Origin of the sequence: Protofrankia sp. Cas4, from assembly GCF_963555915.1 — a bacterium.
Lineage (GTDB): Bacteria > Actinomycetota > Actinomycetes > Frankiales > Frankiaceae > Protofrankia.
Genome location: NZ_CAUVXL010000049.1, coordinates 25,187 through 46,242 on the forward strand (window position 1 = coordinate 25,187; position 21,056 = coordinate 46,242).

Annotated in this window: 19 protein-coding genes; 10 read left to right on the plus strand and 9 right to left on the minus strand. The window is 68.9% G+C overall.

Annotation, left to right across the window (positions count from 1 at the left end; translation table 11 throughout):
- Positions 1 to 21: 21 nt before the first annotated feature.
- The 3 genes from U9979_RS05365 to U9979_RS05375 are packed head-to-tail and all read right to left on the minus strand — an operon-like array spanning position 22 to position 3,801.
- Positions 22 to 1,341 (minus strand): glycosyltransferase, encoded by a 1,320-nt coding sequence (locus tag U9979_RS05365; protein ID WP_322778496.1) that lies wholly within the window; start codon positions 1,339 to 1,341, stop codon positions 22 to 24.
- A 4-nt stretch (positions 1,342 to 1,345) separates the two neighbouring features.
- Positions 1,346 to 3,043 (minus strand): sensor histidine kinase, encoded by a 1,698-nt coding sequence (locus U9979_RS05370; protein ID WP_322778497.1) that lies wholly within the window; start codon positions 3,041 to 3,043, stop codon positions 1,346 to 1,348.
- A 17-nt stretch (positions 3,044 to 3,060) separates the two neighbouring features.
- Positions 3,061 to 3,801 (minus strand): response regulator transcription factor, encoded by a 741-nt coding sequence (locus U9979_RS05375; RefSeq protein ID WP_322778498.1) that lies wholly within the window; start codon positions 3,799 to 3,801, stop codon positions 3,061 to 3,063.
- Between the two features lie 318 nt (positions 3,802 to 4,119).
- Here U9979_RS05375 and U9979_RS05380 point away from each other — a divergent pair, with 318 nt between their 5' ends.
- Positions 4,120 to 5,304 carry a hypothetical protein gene (locus tag U9979_RS05380; protein ID WP_322778499.1) on the plus strand — a complete coding sequence of 395 codons (1,185 nt, stop codon included), beginning with the start codon at positions 4,120 to 4,122 and terminating at the stop codon, positions 5,302 to 5,304.
- A gap of 77 nt (positions 5,305 to 5,381) precedes the next feature.
- On the opposite strand, the gene U9979_RS05385 is transcribed toward U9979_RS05380, so the two are convergent.
- A complete protein-coding gene (locus tag U9979_RS05385; protein ID WP_322778500.1) occupies positions 5,382 to 6,695 on the minus strand; it encodes a helix-turn-helix domain-containing protein in 1,314 nt (437 codons plus the stop codon).
- Between the two features lie 111 nt (positions 6,696 to 6,806).
- Between U9979_RS05385 and U9979_RS05390 the strand changes: the two genes are divergently transcribed.
- From U9979_RS05390 to U9979_RS05400, 3 genes are all read left to right on the plus strand, one after another.
- Positions 6,807 to 7,058, plus strand: a complete 252-nt coding sequence (locus U9979_RS05390) for a GlsB/YeaQ/YmgE family stress response membrane protein (protein WP_322767142.1) — start codon at positions 6,807 to 6,809, stop codon at positions 7,056 to 7,058.
- A gap of 175 nt (positions 7,059 to 7,233) precedes the next feature.
- Complete coding sequence (locus U9979_RS05395) at positions 7,234 to 8,544, plus strand: pitrilysin family protein (RefSeq protein ID WP_322778513.1); 1,311 nt, start codon at positions 7,234 to 7,236, stop codon at positions 8,542 to 8,544.
- 58 nt (positions 8,545 to 8,602) lie between these two features.
- Positions 8,603 to 9,967, plus strand: a complete 1,365-nt coding sequence (locus U9979_RS05400) for a pitrilysin family protein (RefSeq protein ID WP_322778501.1) — start codon at positions 8,603 to 8,605, stop codon at positions 9,965 to 9,967.
- An 81-nt stretch (positions 9,968 to 10,048) separates the two neighbouring features.
- Here U9979_RS05400 and U9979_RS05405 read toward each other — a convergent pair whose 3' ends face one another.
- Positions 10,049 to 11,161, minus strand: a complete 1,113-nt coding sequence (locus tag U9979_RS05405) for an ANTAR domain-containing protein (RefSeq protein ID WP_322778502.1) — start codon at positions 11,159 to 11,161, stop codon at positions 10,049 to 10,051.
- Positions 11,162 to 11,298: 137 nt separating this feature from the next.
- The gene (locus U9979_RS05410) at positions 11,299 to 11,538 is read right to left on the minus strand and encodes a mycoredoxin (RefSeq protein WP_322748232.1); all 240 of its coding nucleotides are present in this window, start codon (positions 11,536 to 11,538) and stop codon (positions 11,299 to 11,301) included.
- Positions 11,539 to 11,702: 164 nt separating this feature from the next.
- Between U9979_RS05410 and U9979_RS05415 the strand changes: the two genes are divergently transcribed.
- The 5 genes from U9979_RS05415 (at position 11,703) to U9979_RS05435 (ending at position 17,803) form a co-directional block, all read left to right on the plus strand.
- Positions 11,703 to 13,955, plus strand: a complete 2,253-nt coding sequence (locus tag U9979_RS05415; RefSeq protein WP_322778514.1) for an ATP-dependent DNA helicase UvrD2 — start codon at positions 11,703 to 11,705, stop codon at positions 13,953 to 13,955.
- 504 nt (positions 13,956 to 14,459) lie between these two features.
- Positions 14,460 to 14,735: a WhiB family transcriptional regulator gene (locus U9979_RS05420; RefSeq protein ID WP_322748231.1), complete on the plus strand. Its 276-nt coding sequence runs from the start codon at positions 14,460 to 14,462 to the stop codon at positions 14,733 to 14,735.
- A 1-nt stretch (position 14,736) separates the two neighbouring features.
- Positions 14,737 to 14,940 carry a hypothetical protein gene (locus U9979_RS05425; RefSeq protein WP_322778503.1) on the plus strand — a complete coding sequence of 68 codons (204 nt, stop codon included), beginning with the start codon at positions 14,737 to 14,739 and terminating at the stop codon, positions 14,938 to 14,940.
- Positions 14,941 to 15,080: 140 nt separating this feature from the next.
- A complete protein-coding gene (locus U9979_RS05430) occupies positions 15,081 to 16,637 on the plus strand; it encodes an alkaline phosphatase family protein (RefSeq protein ID WP_416219493.1) in 1,557 nt (518 codons plus the stop codon).
- 179 nt (positions 16,638 to 16,816) lie between these two features.
- Positions 16,817 to 17,803: a 2-hydroxyacid dehydrogenase gene (locus tag U9979_RS05435; protein ID WP_322778505.1), complete on the plus strand. Its 987-nt coding sequence runs from the start codon at positions 16,817 to 16,819 to the stop codon at positions 17,801 to 17,803.
- Here U9979_RS05435 and U9979_RS05440 read toward each other — a convergent pair.
- Together U9979_RS05440 and U9979_RS05445 are read right to left on the minus strand one after the other, a co-directional pair.
- The gene (locus U9979_RS05440) at positions 17,796 to 19,346 is read right to left on the minus strand and encodes a hypothetical protein (RefSeq protein WP_322778506.1); all 1,551 of its coding nucleotides are present in this window, start codon (positions 19,344 to 19,346) and stop codon (positions 17,796 to 17,798) included. The genes U9979_RS05435 and U9979_RS05440 overlap by 8 nt on opposite strands.
- Before the next feature lie 54 nt (positions 19,347 to 19,400).
- Entirely contained in the window at positions 19,401 to 19,790 is a 390-nt protein-coding gene (locus U9979_RS05445; protein ID WP_322778507.1) for a hypothetical protein, read from the minus strand.
- A 302-nt stretch (positions 19,791 to 20,092) separates the two neighbouring features.
- Between U9979_RS05445 and U9979_RS05450 the strand changes: the two genes are divergently transcribed.
- Complete coding sequence (locus U9979_RS05450) at positions 20,093 to 20,371, plus strand: SCO4848 family membrane protein (protein WP_322778508.1); 279 nt, start codon at positions 20,093 to 20,095, stop codon at positions 20,369 to 20,371.
- Positions 20,372 to 20,592: 221 nt separating this feature from the next.
- On the opposite strand, the gene U9979_RS05455 is transcribed toward U9979_RS05450, so the two are convergent.
- Positions 20,593 to 20,985 carry a hypothetical protein gene (locus tag U9979_RS05455; RefSeq protein ID WP_322778509.1) on the minus strand — a complete coding sequence of 131 codons (393 nt, stop codon included), beginning with the start codon at positions 20,983 to 20,985 and terminating at the stop codon, positions 20,593 to 20,595.
- Positions 20,986 to 21,056: the final 71 nt, after the last annotated feature.

Genomic DNA, 21,056 nt, shown 5'->3' on the forward strand with positions numbered 1-21,056 from the left:
TGCCGCCGCCCCCCGCCGGGCTCACGCCTGCCGGCGGTGCGGGTGGAAGACCCAGGCGCGCAGCAGGACGAATCGCAGGACCGTCGCGGCGAGGTTGGCGCCGATCAGGATGCCGAGTTCGAGGGGCCGTCCAGGGTGGCTGGCCAGCGCGCTGAGCACGGCCAGTGACCCACTGGTCAGCCCGAGCCCCAGGCCGAAGACCACAAGGCCCTCGAGCTGGTGGCGGCCGGCGCCGGCGCGCCCGCGTACCCCGAAGGTCAGCTGCCGGTTCGCGGCGGTGTTGGCGACCGCGGTGAGCGCCAGCGCGAGCAGGTTCGCGGTCTGTGCCCCCACCGTGCCCCGCAGTAGCAGGTACAGCACCAGGTAGGCCGCGGTGCTTGCCATTCCGACGCCGGTGAACCGCACAAGCTGCCTGGGCAGACCGACCGGTACGCCGGGGACGGCCGGCTCCAGCGGCGCACGGCCGAGCTGGCGGCGCAGGTCGCGCACGGGCAGCGCTCCGGTGGCCAGGGCACGTCCGACCCGGGCGACGCCCTTGAGATCGGCCAGGGCGGTGGCCTTGATGTCGACGCGGCTGTCGGGGTCGTCGACCCAGTCGACCGGAATCTCGTGGATGCGCAGTCCGGACCTTTCGGCGAGGACGAGCAGCTCGGTGTCGAAGAACCAGCCGGTGTCCTCGATCAGGGGCAGCAGCTGCGCGGCGACGTCGGCGCGGATGGCCTTGAACCCGCATTGGGCGTCGGAGAAGCGGGCGGCGAGCGTGCCGCGCAGGATGAGGTTGTAGCAGCGGGAGATCACCTCCCGCTTCACGCCGCGGACGACCCGCGAGTCACGTGCCAGCCGGGTTCCGATCGCGAGATCGGAGTGTCCGGAGATCAGCGGGGCGACCAGCGGCAGCAGCGCCGCGAGGTCCGTGGACAGGTCGACGTCCATGTAGGCCAGCACCGGGGCGTCGGATGCCGACCAGACCGTGTGCAGGGCGCGTCCGCGGCCCTTCTGCTCAAGGTGGGCGACGGTGACCTCGGCGATGGCGGCCTGGAGCGTTTCCGCCACGGCCAGGGTCGCATCCGTGCTGGCGTTGTCGGCGATCGTGATCCGAAAGGGGTACGGGAAGGTCCTGGTCAGGTGTGCGTACAGGCGGCGTACGCACGGCTCCAGGTCGGCCTGCTCGTTGTAGACGGGGATGACCACGTCCAGCACTGCCGCGGGGTGGGTTGCCAGGATGGGCCGGCGGGCGGCCGGGGCGGCCGGGGCGGCCGGGGCGGCCGGGACGGGCGTGCGGGTGGCCCGCGGGGCGGTCCGACCAGGTGCGTCCTGCGGGGTGACGGTCGCTGTGGGCATGGACCTACAGTCGGTCCGGGACCTGTCGCCCCCTTGTGCCGAAGCTGTGCCTTTCCTGTGAACCGGTCTCGGCTCCAGTCGCGGACGTCAGCCGCGGCGTGGGCTGGCGACCCGGCATCGGGACCTCGGCCGGCATCGGGACCCCAGCCGGCATCGCGTCCCCGGCTGGCATTGCGGGCCCGGGGACCATGGCCGGCACGTGCGTCGGTAGGCGGACGATGAACGCCGTCTGACCAGGGCGGCTCGTGACATCCACGGTGCCGTGGTGAGCGGTGACGACGGCGCTGACGATGGCCAGGCCCAGCCCGGTGCTGCCGGCGGCGCGGGAACGGGAACCGTCGCCGCGGGCAAACCGCTCGAACACGGACGGGAGAAGATCAGGTGGGATGCCGGGTCCGTCGTCGAGCACGGCGAGCACGGCAAGGCCCGGGGAGCGGGCGTGCAGGCTCGCGGTGACCGTCGTGCCGGGCGGGGTGTGGGTGCGGGCGTTGGCGAGCAGGTTGGCCAGCACCTGGTGCAGGCGGGCCGTGTCGCCGGTGACGATCACCGGCTCGTCGGGCAGCTCGAGCTGCCAGCGGTGGTGGGGCCCGGCGGCGTGGGCGTCGCTCACCGTGTCCACGACGAGTCGGGACAGATCGACCGCTTCGGCGTCGAGGGGACGTCCGGCGTCCAGCCGCGCGAGGAGCAGCAGGTCCTCGACCAGGCTGGTCATCCGGGTCGCTTCGGACTCCACCCGGCTCAGCGCGTGGGCGATGTCGGGGGGCACCCGGTCGCGGCCGCGGCGGGTCAGCTCGGCGTATCCGCGGATGGCGGCCAGCGGGGTCCGCAGTTCGTGGCTGGCGTCCGCGACGAACTGACGGACCTTCATCTCGCTGGCCTGGCGTGCCGCGAGTGCCGCGCCGACGTGGCCGAGCATGCTGTTGAGCGCCGCGCCGACCTGACCGACCTCGGTACGTGGGTCGGTGTCCGCCTCCGGGACGCGCTCAGCCAGCGCGACTTCGCCGCGGTCCAACGGCAGTTGGGCGACCCGCCTGGCGGTGGTCGCCACGCGTCGCAGCGGCCGAAGCGTGAGGCGGACGATGGCCGTGCCGGCGAACGCGGCGGCGAGCAGTCCGATCCCGGCGACGGCGGCTCCGACGACAGCCAGCTGGGAGAGGGTCGCCTGGATGGGGCGTAACGGCAGGCCGGTCACGAGCACGGTGCCGTCGGGCATCTGGCGGGCGATCAGCCGGAACTCTCCGTTGCCGCCGATCGTCTGCGTGTGCGGATGTTCGTCGGCCGGGACGGCGGTCAGGGCCGCCGCGGCCCCGGCGTCCAGGGGTGCAAGCGAGCCGTCATCGCTGATGATCCCGGCATCCGAGACCACACCGGCGGTCAGGCGGGCTCCAAGGGTACCCGCGGACTGGCCCGGCGGCAACAGGAAAGCCGGATGAAAGCCCGGTGCCCCGTTCGTGGCTCCGTTCGTGGCCCCGTTCGATGACCGCAGCTGCCCGGCACGGTTGTCGGAAGGCTGGCCGAGGGCATCCTGGGAGCGGGTGACGGCGGCGGTCAGCTGGTCGTCGAGGCGTCCCACCAGGAAGTCGTGCAGGGCCACCTCGGTGGCGACGCCCACCACCAGGCATACCGCCGCGAGCAGACCGACCAGGCCCACAACCAGGCGGGTCCGCAGCGACCACCCGAGACGTCGGCTGCTTGTTCCCATGGTGCGGCTACTCATGGTTACTGTTCGCCGGGCTTGAGGACGTAACCCGCACCGCGCACAGTGTGGATCATCGGGGTCCGACCGGCGTCGATCTTCTTACGGAGGTAGGAGATGTAGAGCTCGACGACGTTGGCCTGGCCGCCGAAGTCGTAGTTCCAGACCCGGTCGAGAATCTGGCTCTTGCTCAGGACCCGGCGTGGGTTACGCATCAGGAAGCGCAGGAGCTCGAACTCGGTGGCCGTGAGCTTGATCAGGTCATCGCCGCGCCGGACCTCGTGGCTGTCCTCGTCCAGGGTCAGGTCACCGACCACCAGCTCGGAGGATGTGCGGGCGGAGCTGGCCCCGGCCCGGCGCATCAGACCCCGCAACCGGGCGACGACCTCCTCCAGGCTGAACGGCTTGGTCACGTAGTCGTCGCCACCGGCGGTGATCCCGGCGATGCGGTCCTCCACAGCGTCCCGAGCCGTCAGGAACAGCACCGGGACGTCGGTGGCCTCCGTTCGCAGTCGCCGTAGCACTTCCAGGCCGTCGATGTCGGGCAGCATCACGTCCAACACCACCGCGTCGGGACGGAACTCCCGGGCCGTGCGTACCGCGCTGAGCCCGTCCCCGGCGATGCGGACTTCCCAGCCCTCGTACCGCAGCGCCATCGACAACAGCTCGGAGAGCGCGGGTTCGTCGTCCACGACGAGCACCCGCAGGGTGGTGCCGTCCACCCGGCGCAGCGCCGGGAGCGGCTGGCGCGTGCTCTGAGCCACTGCCTGAGGCGTTGTCTGCTGCGCCGTTTGGTGGGCAGCCTGCCGCGTCGTCTGGTGCACCTCGCCGGCCGACCCGCCAGGGGATCCCGGCCCGTTGAGGAGTAACGCCATGGGGCTCATGCAAACACAGTGCCGACGTCAGCTGTGGCACAGCCGGGTATCTCCTGTGAATTTCCTGTGCCCACAGCTGGCGCCTTCCGGCCTCCGGTTTCCGGCCCGCGACCGGCTGTCTGGAGCCGGACCACAGCACACCAGACCGGGGCACAGTAGTCTTCCCAACGCCAGAATGCCGATAGTGCGCAAACCCGGGGGTAAGGCGTGCCGGACTCAGCCATCGTGGACGTCCCGATCGGGCTCATCCTCGTGTTCGCCATCGGTAGCGTGGCGGTTTCCCGCATCAACGAGGCCGTGTTCGGGTTGATGTGCTACCGCGGCCGGCAGCTTGAGGCCGAGCTGCGTCGCCTCTTCGGTGATCGGCCCGTTGACGCCACGAGTGCCGCCCCCGACACCAGCCGGACGGCCACGCTCCTCGACGGCCCGCTGCGGGGCCTGCGTTCGGGCGGGCACGCGGGAGTCGTACCCGACCTGGGGGCCGCGCCGGTGGCGACCAGCGCCTGGCGGCGGGCCCGCCGGATGCGCCTGCCGTCCTACATCCCGTCGGCGGCCTTTGCGCGCGGCGTGCTCGACATGGTCGAACCGCCCGCGCGGGTCCTGCTCGCTCGGATGGACCACGCCACGATCCCCGAGACCGCCCGCACGGCATTGCGCGACGCGCATCAGTCGCTCACCGACACCACGGCTGCGGCGCTGTCCGACGCTCTTGTCGCGTCCCCGGCGGCGACCGAGGAGAGCCGCAGGATCGCCGCGTCCATCGTCGGGCTCGCCGCCGCGCAACCGGTCGGGTCGCTTCTGGATGAGGTGGCCAAGCTGCCCGCGGACTCCCCGCTCCGGCTGGCGCTGACCGGCATCGTCACTCGGGCGGGCCACGACCGTGATCGGATCATCGCTGAACTCGCCGAATGGTACGACGACACCATGGACAGGCTTTCCGGCTGGTACAAGAGGCGCGTCCAGCGGTTCCTGCTCGTCTACGCGTTGCTGCTCACCCTGGCGCTGAACCTGGACGCGATAGCGCTCACCAACGCGCTGTGGGAAAATCGATCGTTGCGGACGGCCGCGGTCGAGGCTGCGTCCGCCCAGCTCGTCCCGACCGCTGCGGGTACCTCACCGGCCGCCGGCGCCGAGGATGCCGCGAACCGGGCCGTGAACGCCGTGCGGGATGCGACGGCGCTGCGTCTCCCACTGGGGTGGAGCGGGCTCGACTCCGACCGTTCCGATCCCCGGCGGATCCCTGGTGATGTGGGCGACTGGGCGCTGAAGATTTTCGGGTGGCTGCTCACCGCGCTCGCGCTCTCGCTCGGCGCGCCGTTCTGGTTCGATCTCCTCGGCCGGCTCGTCAACATGCGCAGCACCGGCCCGAAGCCCGCCTCCGCGGCCAGCTGACCGGCGCGGCCAGCTGACCGGCGCTGCCGGGATCACCCGCCATGTCCGGATGTCACACCGGGCCGCACACCGGGGAGTCACACCGGGGAGTCACGGTGTCCGGCCTGGGTCGGCATGGGCGGGCGTGGGCTGGCCCGCAGGACGAGCTCGAGCTCGAAGCGGACGTCGGGGTCGTCGAGGCTCTCGCCGAACAGCGTGCGTAGCTGGTTCAACCGGTAGCGGATCGTCTGCGGGTGCACCTGGAGTTCGGCGGCGATCCGGGCGCGTTGCCCCCGTAGCCGCAGCCACAGCAGCAGGGTTTCCGCCAGGCGCGCGCGGACTCTGACGGGAAGTCCGTCCAGCGGGGCCAGCCGCAGGCTAGCGAGGTCGGCCAGCAGCACCGGGTCCCGGGCGAGCAGGAGCTGGGCCAGGTGGTCGTCGGTGAACAGCGACCCGTCGGGGCACCCGGGTACCCCGGGCAGCTCCCCGCGGTCACGGGCGTTGCGGGCGAAGGCCGCCCTGGCCGCGCTTGCGGACGCCTCCGGCCACGGGACGGCTGGACCGACGACGGCTCCCAGACCTACCAGTGCCCGTTCCAGCCACTTGCGGCGGCCGGGGCCGGTCGGGTCGCCGACGAATATCCAGATGTCATCGCCCTTGATAGCGCGGGGGGTGTCCGGTGGCAGGGCCAGGCATCCGATGCGGTCGTCCACACGCTCGTCCCCGTCCCGGTCGTGGTCCGTGCCGGTGCCGGTGCCGGTGCCGGTGCCGGTGCCAGTGCCAGTGCCAGTGCCGGCAGACCCGGGCACGATGATCGCGGCGAGGCTGTCGGGTAGCCGGTAGGAGGCGGCCCGAGCGGTCTGTTCGATCGTCGCCGGGTTGCCGCCCGCCAGCATCAGCTCGCCGAGCCGGTCCCACAGGCGACCGCGTTCGCTGGCCGCCCGGGACTGCGCGAGCGCGTAGCCCTCGGCGGTGGCGCCGGAGATTCCGTCGATGTATGCGAACATCGTCTCGGCCAGGGACACGAGCCCGTCGGCGTCCAGGCCGCCGCGCCGCGCCGCGTCGGCGAGCCGGCGCCAGGCGACCCGCGCGCCCACCCGGTAGGCGCCGAGCAGCGTGTCCAGCGAGCGGCCGGCGCGGAACTCGCCGCGCCCGAGGCGGACGTAGACCTCGCGGCTGGCGGCCAGGTCCGGCGGGCCGGGCGAGTTCGTGTCGACCACGGTGAGGAAGCGAAGCAGGGCCTCCTCGACACCCTGGCGGACACCGCGGCCGAACGAGCCCTCCAGCGGCCGCGCGTATGCCGGTACCTCACGTGCTATCGCCGCGATCAGATCGTCGCCAAGAGACATGAGTTCGAGCCGCAGAACATCGGCAAGATCAGAAGGAAACTGTCCTCCCGGAACAGTTTGCATCGGCCGCACTTTACTCCGGGCAGTCGCGGTGTCGGTACATTTCTGGGCCGTCGTGCCGAGGCGTCGCGGATCGGATTGCGTCCAGATGCTCTTCGTGAATAATCAGGCGTCGTGGACGCGCCAACCGGTTTGTTCAGTGCCGTGGTGACCGGCATCGTCATCGGCACCCTCGCGCGCATGATCGTGCCGGGCCGGCAGGCGATCGGCTGCCTGATGACCATCCTGGTCGGGCTTGTCGGTGCCGCGATCGGCTTGATCGTTGCCAGCGGGATCGATGCCGGGTGGGTCCTCACCCTCGTTCTACAGGTCGCCGTGGCCGCGGTTCTGGTCACGGTGGTGGCGGGAAATCGCAATCTGCGATGATCAGTCCGGGCTGATCGATGGACAGGGGAGGCGGGAGGCCCGCGGCGGTCCCTGCGGTATTCCTCGTGAGCAACAGATCCCGCCGGTTGTGGCCTTGTGGCGCGGATCATCGAAGACCAGGACCATGAACGGCTTGGGCGCAGTAGCGTTGCCAACCGTGCCCCCTCGTACCGAGATGAACACGACCGCCATTTCGTTGCCGGCGCCCTCCTACCGGGTCGAGAAAACCTCGCTCGCCAATGGTCTGCGGGTCGTACTGGCGCCGGATCACACGGCGCCGGTTGTCGCTGTGGCCGTCCACTACGACGTGGGTTTCCGGTCCGAACCCGAAGGTCGCACCGGTTTCGCGCACCTGTTCGAACATCTGATGTTCCAGGGCAGCGAGAACGTGGGGAAGGCTGAGCATCCCAAGTACGTGCAGGCCGCCGGGGGCATGTTCAACGGGTCCACGCACCCGGACCACACCGACTACTATGAGCTGCTGCCGTCCGGGGCGTTGGAACGCGCCCTGTTTCTGGAAGCCGACCGGATGCGCGCTCCGCGGATCACCCGGGAGAACCTGGACAACCAGATCGCGGTCGTCCAGGAAGAGATCCGGGTGAACGTCATGAACCGCCCCTACGGCGGCTTTCCGTGGATCACGCTCCCGCCGGTCGCGTTCGACACGTTCCCGAACGCCCACAACGGCTACGGCGACTTCCATGAGCTTGCGGCGGCGAGCCTGGACGACGCCGAGGACTTCTTCGACAAGTACTACGCGCCCGGCAACGCCGTGCTCACCGTGGTCGGCGATTTCGACGTCGAGAACGCGCTGGCGATGATCGGCCGCTACTTCGGCGAGATCCCGGCCCGTGCAGTGCCGGTCCGTCCGAGCTTTGCCGAGCCGGTGCGTGCCGACGAGCGGCGATCGGTCCTGACCGACCCGCTGGCACCGCGGCCCGCGCTCGCCGTCGGTTACCGGGTGCCCGACCCTGCGCTGGACCTGCCGACGTTCCTGGCCTACGACGTGCTGACCCATGTCCTGTCCGCCGGTGACGCGAGCCGCCTGGAGCGGCGGCTCGTGCAGAAGGACCGGTCGGTGATCGGTGTCAGCACCTACCTGGGCACTTTCGGGGACCCGTTCGACCAGCGGGATCCGCTGTTGCTCACCTTTGAGGCCCGCCATCCGGCTGAGTCGACGCCCGAGACGATCCTCGCCGCGGTGGACGAAGAGTTCGACCGCCTCACCACTGACGGCCTGGAACGCGGTGAGCTCGCCCGCGTGCAGTCCCGGATCGTCTCGGGCCTGTTGCGGGAGGCCGACGACGCGCTCGGGCGTGCGCTGGGCATGGCCACCTTCGAACTGCACCGCGGTCGTCCCGAACTGATCAATGAACTTCCCGGTCTGGTCGGTGCGGTCACCTCGGACGAGGTCCGGGCGGCCGCGGCCGCGCTGCGCGCCCAGGGCCGGGCGGTGCTGGAACTGCGCGCCGGCGCGGCGTCATGAACCGGGTTGATCTCAAGCGCGACACCGGGCCCACCCTCGAACCAGCTAGGAGGCTGCGGTGACCGCCGCAACTGTCGCGACAACGTCTGAAACCGTCCCGGCCGCCGGCGCGTCGCCCATCCCACCGGTGGCGCCGACCGTAGCGGCCGAGCTTCCCGCCGTGGCCGAGCGGATGCTGCCGGGTGGGCTGCGGGTACTGGTGGTGCGGCGGGCCAGCGTGCCACTGGTCGAGGTACGGCTGCGCATCCCCTTCACCGGCCGCGGTAGCGCGCATCAGGCCCGCGCAGAGCTGCTCGCCGAGACCCTGTTCACCGGCACCGGGCTGCGGGACCGGGTCGAGCTGGCCACGGCCGTCCAGGCGCTCGGTGGAGCGCTGTCGACCGGTGTGGACGCCGACCGGCTCGCGGTCGTGGGCTCCGCGCTCGCGACCAATCTCGCGCCTCTGCTTGATCTGATCGCCGAGGTTCTCACCGGGGCTGCCTACCCGTCGAGCGAGTTCGCCGGCGAGCGGGACCGGGTCGTCGAGGAAGTCACGATCGCCCGCAGCCAGCCCGCGGTGATCGCCAGGGAGGGCCTGCTGCACCGGCTGTACGGCAGCCACCCCTATGGCGGCGACACACCCGCGCCGGAGGTCGTCGCCGCGGTGACCGAGGCCGAGGTGCGCACCCTGCATGCCGAGCGCATCTCACCGGCGGGTGCCATCCTGACCCTCGTCGGAGATGTCGAACCGCGAGCCGCGCTCGACCAGGTCGAGGCGGCGTTCGGCGGGTGGAGCGGCACACAGGCTGATCCCACGCCGGCGCTGCCGGCGCTGGTCCGCGGTCCTGTTGTGATCATTGATCGGCCCGGGGCGGTCCAGACGAACATCCGTATCGGCGGGCCGGCCGTTGACCGCCATGACCCCGCCTACGCCGCTCAGCGGCTCGCGAGCACCGTCTTCGGCGGCTATTTCAGCTCCCGCCTGGTGTCGAACATCCGCGAGGACAAGGGCTACACCTACTCGCCACGCAGTTCGGTCGACTATCCGGTCGCGGGTTCCCGCTTCACGGTGAGCGCGGACGTGGCAACGGACGTGACCGGGCCGGCACTGCTTGAGATTTTTTATGAGCTGGGCCGGATGGCTGTGCTACCCGTGGCCGCCGATGAGCTCGATGCGGCCCGCCAGTATGCCGTCGGCACGCTGGCGCTGTCCACAGCGACCGCCGTGGGGCTCGCCTCGACGCTGTCGGCACTGGCCGGGGCCGGCATCGGTGTCGAATACCTTCGTGATCATCCTGTGGCGCTCGAGGCGGTGACGCCCGCGGACGTGCTGGCGCTCTCGGCTCGGGTGCTGGCGCCGTCGAGGCTGGTGACCGTACTGGTCGGGGATGCGGAGAAGATCTCCGCCGCGGTCGGGGGGATCATCGAGGTCGCGGCCGGTTGACCATGACCGTTTCGTGACCGGGTGACCGGGTGACCGGTTCCCGTCGACCGGTATCCACCAGGCACGCTCTGGTCCGTTCGGTCAGCGGCGGGCCTGGTTGGCTCGCGGCGGCGCCGGTCTAGGGCTGGCGCCGCCCCTGCCGGCCAGCTCCCCGGGCAGGACCGCCCGTGGGTCGGAAACCGACTCGATCACCTGCCGGGCCAGGTCGTGCACGCGTCGTCCCATCCCGCGGGCGGTTCGCCGGAGCCGCTCGAACGCCTCCCGCGGCCGGATGTGGTGTCGTTCCGCCAGTACGCCGATCGCCTGTTCGACGATGACCCGCGAGGCCAGCGCGTGCTCGAGCTGGACGACCGACAGCCGCAGCGCTTCGACCTCGGTCAGATCATGATCGGGCCGTCGGGGCCGGCCGGGCGGGGCGAGGTCCTCGGCGAGCAGATCGGCGAGGACCATCGCGGACAGCAGGTCGCCGACCGGCCGCACATCGCCGCCGGGACCTTCGACGATCCATCCGGTCGGCGACCGGCGCAAGCGCATCTCCGGCTGCCCGCCACGTGCTGCCGCTGTGCCCGCGGGTGCCCGGTGACCTGGCGGGGCCGGCCGCCCCGGTGCGGGCCGGCTCGGCCGCGGCGGAGCGCCAGGTTCCGACGGTGCCGGTGCGGCCGACGGCGCGGGTGTGCCGTGCGCTGTTCGCGTGCCGGCCTCGGTCGCTTCGGGGTGCACGGTACCGCCTTCGGTACCGCCTTCGAAACTGCGTTCGAAGCTGTGTTCGAAAACGTGTTCGGCATCGTCCATGAGGGCTCCGACGGCGTCGGCTATGCCGCGCAGCAAGATGATCGCGGATGGGGTGAGCGTGACCTGTGCCCGGTCGAGTCCGACCAGCAGACCGTGTAACCGGCCGTCGCCGCCCAGTACCGCGACGGCGACGTAGCTGCGCACGCCGAGCCGCGCCGGCTCGTCCGTGCCGGCAACCGCCGGCTCATCGCTCACCTCGGTGAGGGCCACGGGCGCGCCGTCGAGTACCCGCGCGCCCACGGATTCACTTCGGGGCAGGGTCAGGCCGGCGTCGAGGCCGGGGAGCGCACCCGTCGTCCGTTGGTAGGTCGCGGTCGAGGCCGACAGGACCACGAACGCCGTCGCTTCCATCCGGTGGACGGCACCCGCGGCCTGCAGCGCGACATCGACCGCGCTCCACATATGTGCTGAAGGTACTGACGACACAGCCCGAACTCTGCCACAAACTTCACGGGCAGTGACGGACACCGCCCCCCGATCTGGCGCCGCGGGTGCAGGGCGAGCGTGGATGGCCGGGCTGTCGTTGCTCTGTGTATCTCTTATGCGGCAGAAGCAACCTTCTCGGTAACCTGGCGCAAGCTTGGGTTGGTCAACACGGTGCCGTCGGCGAAGACAACGGTCGGCACGGTTGCGTTGCCGTTGTTCGCACTGCGGACGATCTGCTCGGCCTCAGGGTTCCCTTCGATGTCCACTGTGACGTGGGCAAGACCTGCCGCGTCGAGCTGCCGCTTGAGGCGGACGCAGTAGCCGCACCACGGTGTCGTATAGATCGTCAGCACGAACAGTCCTTTCTGTGGCGATGACGGAACAAATCTTCATAACCACGGCGCGGCTGGGTCGCTTCCCGTCGGTGGGGACGGCTACCGTCCCTTCTATGGTCGGTTCGAGGGTGCCTCCGGGCGTCGACGACGTGAGTGTCGACGACGTGAGTGTCGCTGACTCGATGATCGACGACCACGCCCGGCCGGTGGGGGATGACGCTCGCGCATTGGTCGAGGCACTTGATCCCGAGCAGCGGCTCGCGGTACTCGCCCCGATCGGCCCGGTCTGCGTCCTGGCCGGCGCGGGTACGGGCAAGACCCGGACGATCACCCATCGGATCGCCTTTCTGGTCGGTACGGGGGCAATCCCGGCCGGCCAGATCCTCGCTGTGACCTTCACCACGCGGGCCGCGGGTGAGCTGCGTGGCCGGCTGCGGGTACTCGGCGTAGCCGGGGTGCAGGCCCGGACCTTCCACGCGGCCGCGTTGCGGCAACTCGGCTACTTCTGGCCGAAGGTCGCGGGGGTTGCGCTGCCCCGGCTCGTGGAAAGCAAGATCGCCCTGGTCGCGCGGGCCGCCAGCCGGTTGCGTCTCGCACCGAGCCGGACAGAGCTTCGGGACCTCACCGGCGAGATCGAGTGGGCTAAGGCCACGTTGCTCACCCCGGCGGACTACCCGGCTGCCGCGGCTGCCGCAGCGCGCGAGACGACGCATCCCGCGGATGTGATCGCCGGTCTCTACGACGCGTACGAGGCGGTGAAGCGGGACGCGGGCGTGCTCGACTTCGACGATCTGCTCCTGCTGACCGCCGCGGTCATCGAGGAGCATCGTTGGGTGGCCGACGAGCTGCGGTCCCGCTACCGGCACTTCGTCGTAGACGAGTACCAGGACGTCAACCCGCTGCAGCAGCGGCTGCTTGATGCCTGGCTCGGCGAGCGGGACAGCCTCTGCGTGGTCGGGGACGCGAATCAGACGATCTACTCGTTCACCGGAGCGTCCCCGCGCCACCTGGTGGAGTTTCCGCGCCGATTCCCGGACGCGCAGGTGGTCCGCCTCGTGCGTGACTACCGGTCCACCCCGCAGGTCGTCGCGCTGGCCAACGCGCTGATCGCGCGGGCCGGTACAGCTGGTGCCGGTACAGCTGGTGCAGCCGGTGGCGGTGCAGCCGCGAGGCCGGCCCGACCGGCGCCGCTGAAACTCCTCGCCCAGCGTCCGGACGGCCCGGCGCCGGTCTTCACCGAGCACGACAGCGAACCCGAGGAGGCCGCCGCGGTGGCCGATCGCATCCGCGCGCTGCTGGCCGCGGGCGTACCGGCCAGCGAGATGGCTGTGCTGTATCGGGTCAACGCTCAGTCCGAGGCGTACGAGACCGCGATCACAGCCGCCGGCATCCCCTACCTGGTCCGAGGCGGCGAGCGCTTCTTCGACCGACCTGAAGTGCTTGAGGCCGTGCGATTGTTGCGGGCGGCGCTGCGCTCGGCGCAGGACGACCGACCCGACGGCCTGGCCGCCCAGGTCAGTGACATCTTCGCCGCGCTGGGATGGCGCTCGGACGATCCGCCGCATGGCGCGGGTGCCGAGCGGGAGCGATGGGAGAACCTGGCCGCGCTCACCCGCCTCGCCGACGACATGGTCGGAGGCGATCCCGAGGCCACCCTCGACCGGTTCGTGGCGGACCTTGCCGACCGGGCCGCGCACCAGCACATCCCCACGGTCGAGGGGGTGACGCTCGCCTCCCTGCATGCGGCAAAGGGTCTTGAGTGGGACGCGGTCTTCCTCGTCGGCCTCGTCGAGGGGACGTTGCCGATCATCCATGCGCAGACCCCTGCGCAGATCGAGGAGGAGCGTCGCCTGCTCTACGTCGGCGTCACCCGGGCCCGCGAGTATCTGACGCTGTCGTGGGCGCTGGCCCGCAACGAAGGCGGTCGTAGGTCTCGGCGGCCCTCACATTTCCTTGACGGGCTCATGCCGCGCTCGCCGGCGTCGGCGGGTGGGCCGACGCGGTCGGGCACGGGTGCCGCCGCGTCGGGAGAGTCCGGCGCCGGTGGGCAGCGGTCGCGCAACCGCTCGGCGGTGCGTTGCCGGGTGTGCGGACGCCCGTTGGCGGGTCCGGCGGCCAGGATGGGCCGATGTGAGACCTGCCCCGCCGATGTCGACCAGGCGCTGTTCGACCGGCTGCGCGCCTGGCGGTCGGCCCGGGCCAAGGAGCAGGGAGCGCCGGCATTCGTGGTGCTCACCGACGCGACCCTGATGGCGATCGCAGAGCACCGGCCCACCGGCGTCGCGGAGCTTGTCAGCATTCCCGGCATCGGCCAGGCCAAGCTCGATCGTTACGGCGAGGACGTGCTGGCTCTCGTCGAGGGGCGGGCGCTCCCGGAGCCCGTCCCGGCGCCGGCGACCGCGTCGTCCTCGTCGTCCTCGTCGCAGTCCGGTTGAGCAGCCGGACAGTTGCACTGGGTATCTGCGTGATAACCTAGAAAATAGGTTGCCGAGGCTGAGGACGCCTTCTACCGTGCTCAGTGGGCACCGGAAATACCTGCCCGTCGCTGACATGAACGTGCCGATACGAACGTATGGAGGTGGTCCCTGTGGGTGGTACTGGGATTGCCGACGCGTTCGTCTGTTCGCCCGATCGGTTTGGGCTACCTGACACCACGCGCCGAGCATCGGCTGCGCAAACCCGTATCCAGACATGGGCGATGCACACGCTCTATGTCCCGGGTCCGCCCCGAGGTCTGCTGCTGGCCTGACGAGCCACAGAGCGCCGACCTTGAGGCCGCGGATCCCGGACGGGACCGCGGCCTTTGTCGTCTCTGCGCCCGTCTGGTCCAGGTTTGACGATCTTCATCTGACCGATCTGCATCTGACTGATCTTTTCTCGACCGGACCTGACCGAATATTCCGTGACCGATTCCTGACTGAAGGTCGGAGGTGACCCCGGTGTTCGACCCCTTGACCATCGCCCGGATCGAGCGGGACCGGCTGGCGCTGCCCTGCTGGGACGTTGACCCGGATCTGTTCTTCGCCGAGTCCCCCGAGGACGTCGAAGCGGCGAAGGCAGTCTGCCGTGACTGCCCCCTGCGCCACGCCTGCCTGGTGGCCGCCCTTGACCGCTGCGAGCCCTGGGGTGTCTGGGGCGGTGAGCTCGTCGTCACGGGCGCGGTCGTCCCCCGCAAGCGGCCCCGCGGTCGACCCCGCAAGACCCTCGCAGCCTGACGTGAGCCACACGCCCCGCCGGCTGATCGCTCGAATCGTGCCCGTCGAGGACCGGACTCCGACCCCGATCATGATGCAGCTGGTCGAGTCCGGTCAGGCCCGGTTGGCGGTACGACCCGGATATCGGCCGAGAATGCGTCCGAGCGACGGCACCGATCAGCTCGGTAAGGCGCTCGAGGCGCTACGCGATGAGGAAACGTGGTGAAAGCCAGCGGATTGTTCGTATGGCGATCTGGAGATGTTGATCCGTACGTCGACCGGTGGTCCATGGGGTGCCGATAGGGTCCGATCGTGCCCAGCAGCCAGCGCACGTTTCCGGTCCAGGTCGGTGCCCGTGACGCAGTCCTGATCGCGGACAACCAGGTTCACACCGGGCCTGAGGGTGACATCCTGTCGGCCGCGGTCGCCGTCCTGACGAATCCGGACCTGGCCGCTGTCGTGGACCTCGTGGCATGGGTCCGCGATGGTTGGCTCAATGTCGCCAACGTCGACGGCGCCTCCAGGGTGGCACTCGCCGACCCGGCCGGCCGCTGGCAGGTGCTGCACGGGCATGATCCCGTGGCCGTGCAGGATCCGATGCACGGCGTTCCGCTGGACGTGGCGCTGGATGATCCGTCACCGCCGAACGACCGCAACTCCTACCCGCTCGCCGGGGTACGGCTCGCCTCGGTCTTCGCCGATCCGCACCGGTCACCGGACATCGTGGTCGTCCACAGTGCGGCGCATCACTGGCCGGAGCGCGGCGGGCACCTGGGTGAGCACGGGTCGCTGGACGCGGGTCAGTCCCGGGCGCCGCTGGTGCTGTCCGGGGCCGGCATCGGTGGGCGCGGCATGCTCGACCGCTCGGCCCGCATCGTCGACGTCGCGCCGACCCTGGCACTGCTGGCTGGGGCCTCCATGGCGGGTCCGCAAGGGCCTGACGTCGAGGGTGATGGTGACGGTACCGCTGACCTTGACGGCAGACCGCTCGCGGACCTGTGTGCGCCGGGTGCCCGCCACGTCGTCGGTCTGCTCTGGGACGGCGCGAACTGTAACGACCTGCTGAACATGGCCGTCACCGGTGAGCTGCCGGCGGTTGCCCGGCTGCTGGCGCGGGGCTGCGCCCTGACCGGCGGTGCCATCGCGGAGTTCCCGAGCGTCACCCTGACCAACCACACCTCGGCGCTGACCGGGGTCGGCCCGGGGCGGCACGGCATCCTGAACAACGTCTACTTCGACCGGGAGACCGGGCGTCGGGTCATCGCCAACGACTCGTCCACCTGGCATGTGGCATGTGATCAGCTCCGGGACGGCGTTCGGACGGTTTTCGAGGCGATCGCGGCGGCACGGCCCGGTGTGTCGACGGCGTGCGTCAACGAGCCGGTCGACCGGGGCGCGACATATTCGACCTTTGCGCTGGTCCGTTCGATGAGCGGCGGCGACGGCGCCAGCGGCCTGGGTGAGCATCTGCCCTCGGCGCAGGGCGACCCGCACGCGACCGCGCAATGGGTTGCGGCCGATCCGGACTACGCCTGGTCGACCCAGGTGGACGCGCTCGGCCTCACACAGGTCGCCCAGTTGTGGGGTGGGGACGCGCAGCCGCCCGCGTTCATGTGGTGGAACACGACGGTGACCGACACCGCACACCACAGCGGCGGGCCGTACTCACCGCAGGCCCGCGCATCGATGGTCGACGCGGACCGGCGCCTGGGGGCTTTCCTCGACCTGCTCGACGAGCGCGGACTCACCGACGACACCGCCATCGTGCTGACCGCCGACCACGGCAGCGAAGGCGCGGATCCCGCGTGCACCGGCGACTGGGACGATGCTCTTCGGGCCGCCGGAATCCCCTTTCGCGACGAGGCCTACGGCTTCATCTACCTCGGCGCCCACGCCGACACCGACGCTACGGGGCCCGTGTAGAAGACGGCCGACGATCATAAGCAGACCGCGTGCTGGCTCGTCTTCGACGATGAGGTCCGCCAGTGCCACATCCACGTTCCGGCGTTGCGCATCATCGCCGGAACGGGTGGAGGACTCGGTGCACTACGGTAGTGATTGGGTCCCAGCGACCCTGGAGGTCAGCGGGTGCGAGAAGATCTATGATCGTGCGCCATTTGGCCTACTGGCTGAACTGTCGGGACTGGAAGCTGGTAGCAATGAAGATCGTTATTCTGGATGATATTGATCTTACTGAGGACCAACACCGCCAGCTTGCGGAGCTGGGCGCGGTGGTAAAGCACGATGACAATCCGTCTGATGATGCTGAGATCATAAAAAGGCTCGAGGGCGCCGATATCGCCGTTCTTGGTTGGACTAGCCTTGGCCCCGACGTCTTCGCGCGGCTTCCCCAGCTGCGTCTCGTCTCAGTTTGGGCCACAGGCTATGATTATGTCGACATCTCGGCGGCGCGGAAGCACGGGGTGGTTGTCACCAACGTTCCTGCCTATGCCGGGCGTGCCGTGGCCGAACTCACCCTGGGGATGATTTTTGCGTTGGCCCGTCATGTCGTTTGGGCGGACCGCTCGGTGCGAGATGGTGCGTTTGCCTGGCGTGGATTCCGCGGATTCGAGCTGGTCGGGAAAACCCTGGGACTGATCGGCGTTGGCGACATAGGCCGTGAGGTTGCCCGCCTGGCCCAGTGTCTCGGTATGAGGGTCATCACGCATGCCCGACGTATGACACCGGAACGGGCGGAGACGCTCGGCGTCGATTTTGTGCCATTTTCTACGCTGCTGTGTGAAAGCGATGTGATATCGCTGCACGTCCCACTCACCGAGGCGACCCGCCTACTGATGGGCGCGAGCGAATTCGCACAGATGAAGGCCACCGCGTATCTCATCAATACCTGCCGGGCTGGACTCGTGGACCAGCCCGCGCTGGTAGCGGCACTACGGCGTGACCAGCTGGCGGGCGCGGCACTCGACGATATCGACTTCCCGGATGACACCCTGACCGTGTTGCCTAATGTAATCATTACGCCGCATATCGGCTTCTATACAGACGAAGCCCTCGTCCGTAAGGGGGATGTGTGCGTGCGGAACGTAGCAGCGTTCGTTGCCGGCAATCCGGCCAATGTGGTTACATGAGTAGTGCTTGGGCCTCCTGAAACTCCCGCGCAATCGCCAACCGGCGACGCTTCTCCGGTATTGCCGCGACCGCTTCATCGGCCCAGGAGCGAATCAGCGGCGAGCGGAACTCCGCTGGCAACGATCGGAGGACGTTGACACCCAGCCGACATCCTTCCGTGATCTCACCCCCGCGTATCAGCGCTTGGGCCCGGTCAAGCCTGACCAGAGCAGGATCGAGTACTTCGCCGGCTGGGAACATCGCTTCTGCGTGGTCCTGGGCTACCAATGCCAACCGGGTCTGACCCAGGATCGTGAGCGATTTTCCTGCGCTGAAGTGGAGCTGCTGGAGAGTCCAGCCGAAAAGGCCACCGGACTCAGGATCACCGACCCGGTCGAAGACGTCATCCGCTCTGCGTAGCGCGTCTATGGCACCCGCCACATCCCCGAACCGCGCGCGGGCGCGCGCTTCGACGGTTGGTGCCATGACTGCTGCTGCGTAGGGCGCGCTCCCGGCCGCCGCTACAGCAGCTTCCGCAAGCCGTACCGCCATTTCTGGGGGTCTGCTGTAATGCAGGAAGAAGAATGCCTCCCGTGCGTATGTCCATGCCACAAGATTCTTGTCACCCGCTTCGTCCGCGGCCAACCGGGCGGTTCGCATCCAGCCGCGGGCAGAATGCGTTTCGCCGAGGTCGTTGGCGACGACCCCAGCGATCGCGGCGAGTTGACCAAGGACACGCATAAGATCCTGAGTCAGTTTGGACGAGCGGAAATGTTGGAGCACATCACGGATCTCGGAGACATCGAGCAGGAGGTCTCGCAGGAGTGTGGTAGGAGGGCTGGTCGCGTAGGAGCGGGAGTGGTCCTCAGCCACGGATTCCCATGCGTCGACGAGAATCCGGCCGCGGGAGCTGGGTACAATGAGGCGGTCCGTGTCACGTCGAAGATCTTCGAGGGCTTCGAGTGCCGGCGCGGTCAGACGGGCACCAACGCCGACCACGATGTCTCGCAAAAGCGCACGCCGTCGCATTTCCTCGTTGGCCTCCGCCGCTGGAACAGGCTCGGGCGACTCGGGCACGATGGTTACCTGACCGTGCACCGTGCCGATGACTGTAAGTTTCTTGACGAATACGTGATCGCCCAGGGTCAGTTGTATGCCTTCCTGGCCGGCAACGCTGCCGGCCTCGGTGGCTTCCGCTGGGACAGGTCGTGCCGACAGTTTGTTGGCCCTTTCAGCGCTACCACATCGATCGTCTACCGCTTCCGTGGGAATGTTATTGTGCTCGCCCTGCGGATCACCCGAGGATGCCGGCAGCTGTTCAACGAACTCGGTGAGCGCCTGCCGTGCGACCGGACTCGTCGCTGCTGCCTCGGCGAGGGTCTGCGCCAGCCTGGTGACGAGCGATTCCCTTATCAGCGGGTTCGATGATTCGTCAAGCAGCGCGTTAATTGTATGACTTTCGAGCAGGCGCACAAGGATGGCGCATATCTCTCGATCGCCTGCGGTGCCGGTGCTCATTTTGAGCAGCCGAGTCGCCGCTATTATAGCAGTTTCCGGGTCCATGCGTCGCTCCGACGTCCGGTTTAGTATTCTGGTGAATGGTGCGGCCGGGATACCTCAGAAAGTAATGTCTCCGTGTACTTCGCCGATGTTTACGATCTTTTCTACCGAGGCGCTGTCGGAGACGTTGGTGACGACCTGCCTGATCAGGGGTTCATTTTGACCCTCGTTGATCAAATTTTTCAGTGTGGCCGTGAACTCCGGGTCAAGACGTGCGTAGTGTGACACGAACTCCGCCACCGTCTGCATCCGCTCGGCGCTGGTGGGGTTCGTCGCCAGCTCCCGTATCGCGCCTGCTGCCTGGGTATCCCCGGAGAATCTGCGCCGAACGACCTCGGCGAGGCGGCCGATGATCTCCCAGGCGCCACGGCCTGCTCCGGCTCCGAACGCTTCGGCGCCACGTGCCGCCAGCAGCGCGGCGACGGAAAGTCCCAGTGAATCGACCATCTCTGCTCCCTGTGGTCCTGGCCAGCTCTCCTCCCGGAAGCACTCGAGAAGACCGACCCGCCTCTCGAAACCGGCGTCCGTGTCACAGGATAGTCCGGCTATCCGCCAGCAGGAACCGAGAAACCGAGAATGCAAACTGGACGCTGGTTCGATTCCAATCGCAATAGGGGTTTTCTTGATCGTCTTGATCGGTGTCCCAGAGATTCCCGATCGGTGGCCGCTGCGGACCGATGTGATTGGGGTCATGCCCCGTGGTTGGCCTGGGCGGAGCTGGCGCCGCGGCGCGGTGCGAGGCTGGGTGGGTGACGCTGTCGAAGAAGGCTGGCTGGTTCCTGGTCGCGGTGGGTGTCTGGTCGTGGGTGATCTGGCCGACGTTCCTGAAGAACATCTGGGCCGACGACCGGTCGTGGAGCGACGGTCCGACCGGGTTCTTCCTGGTGCACCTGGTGCTCACCACCGTCTCGCTCACGATCGGCACCGCCGTCGGCTGGCTCGGGATCCGGGGGGTACGTGCCGGGCGGCGTGGCCATACCGATCACGCAGCTCCGCCCGACCGCGATCTGATCGACTCCAGCCGCTGACCTGCGCCGACGCCCGGGACAGATCCTGGCTGTGAGTCGGTTCAAACGGTCGTAGCAATGCGTGCCTGGCCACCCAGACCACGGACACGAATGCGTCGAGCAACGGCGAGTCGAGTGGAGCACGCAGAACCGCTATTCGGTTGCTTGTGGATGGCCTGCACCGGCACGGCTGATCCAGATGCGTTGTTTCTCGTCGTCGATGCAGTACCAGACACGTCCGGTTATGACGGTCGATGTAGGACGGGGCCGTCGCCGGGTAGCGGCCGGCTGAGGTCTGCGGTGAGGGCGGGATCCGCGTGGATCGCGGCGGTCTGCTTCCACTCGTGCGCGAGCTGGGTGAAGGGTGCCAGGACACCGGCTTCGGCGCTTGCCTGCAGCCGGCGCAGGAGCGTGCTGATGCACTCCGCCTGCTCGTCGACGGGAAGCAGTTCAATCCATGGGAAGACGTCCGTGATCATGGCCTCGAGGACAGGGCGGGCCGCATCGTCGTGGAGGGTCTGTCTGAGGATGCGGGCGGTCAGCGCAAGAACCTCCTCGACGTCGGTGGCGCTGTCGGCCAGTTCGACCCCGCCCCGGTTTTCCTCGCTACTTGGAGAGCAGTACAGGGATCTCATATCCGGTGATTCCCTCTAGTGTCTCGTGATTCCACTGACTTTACAAAATGCTGACTGTGGTGTTTAATGAG

What these genes read in the sequence shown, in the direction of transcription:
- U9979_RS05365 (WP_322778496.1), bottom strand. Translation starts at nt 1,341, where the DNA reads ATGCCCACAGCGACCGTCACCCCGCAGGACGCACCTGGTCGGACCGCC.
- U9979_RS05370 (WP_322778497.1), bottom strand. Translation starts at nt 3,043, where the DNA reads ATGGGAACAAGCAGCCGACGTCTCGGGTGGTCGCTGCGGACCCGCCTG.
- U9979_RS05440 (WP_322778506.1), bottom strand. Translation starts at nt 19,346, where the DNA reads ATGGACCCGGAAACTGCTATAATAGCGGCGACTCGGCTGCTCAAAATG.
- U9979_RS05455 (WP_322778509.1), bottom strand. Translation starts at nt 20,985, where the DNA reads ATGAGATCCCTGTACTGCTCTCCAAGTAGCGAGGAAAACCGGGGCGGG.
- U9979_RS05395 (WP_322778513.1), top strand. Translation starts at nt 7,234, where the DNA reads ATGAACACGACCGCCATTTCGTTGCCGGCGCCCTCCTACCGGGTCGAG.
- U9979_RS05385 (WP_322778500.1), bottom strand. Translation starts at nt 6,695, where the DNA reads ATGCAAACTGTTCCGGGAGGACAGTTTCCTTCTGATCTTGCCGATGTT.
- U9979_RS05415 (WP_322778514.1), top strand. Translation starts at nt 11,703, where the DNA reads ATGATCGACGACCACGCCCGGCCGGTGGGGGATGACGCTCGCGCATTG.
- U9979_RS05435 (WP_322778505.1), top strand. Translation starts at nt 16,817, where the DNA reads ATGATCGTGCGCCATTTGGCCTACTGGCTGAACTGTCGGGACTGGAAG.
- U9979_RS05445 (WP_322778507.1), bottom strand. Translation starts at nt 19,790, where the DNA reads ATGGTCGATTCACTGGGACTTTCCGTCGCCGCGCTGCTGGCGGCACGT.
- U9979_RS05405 (WP_322778502.1), bottom strand. Translation starts at nt 11,161, where the DNA reads ATGTGGAGCGCGGTCGATGTCGCGCTGCAGGCCGCGGGTGCCGTCCAC.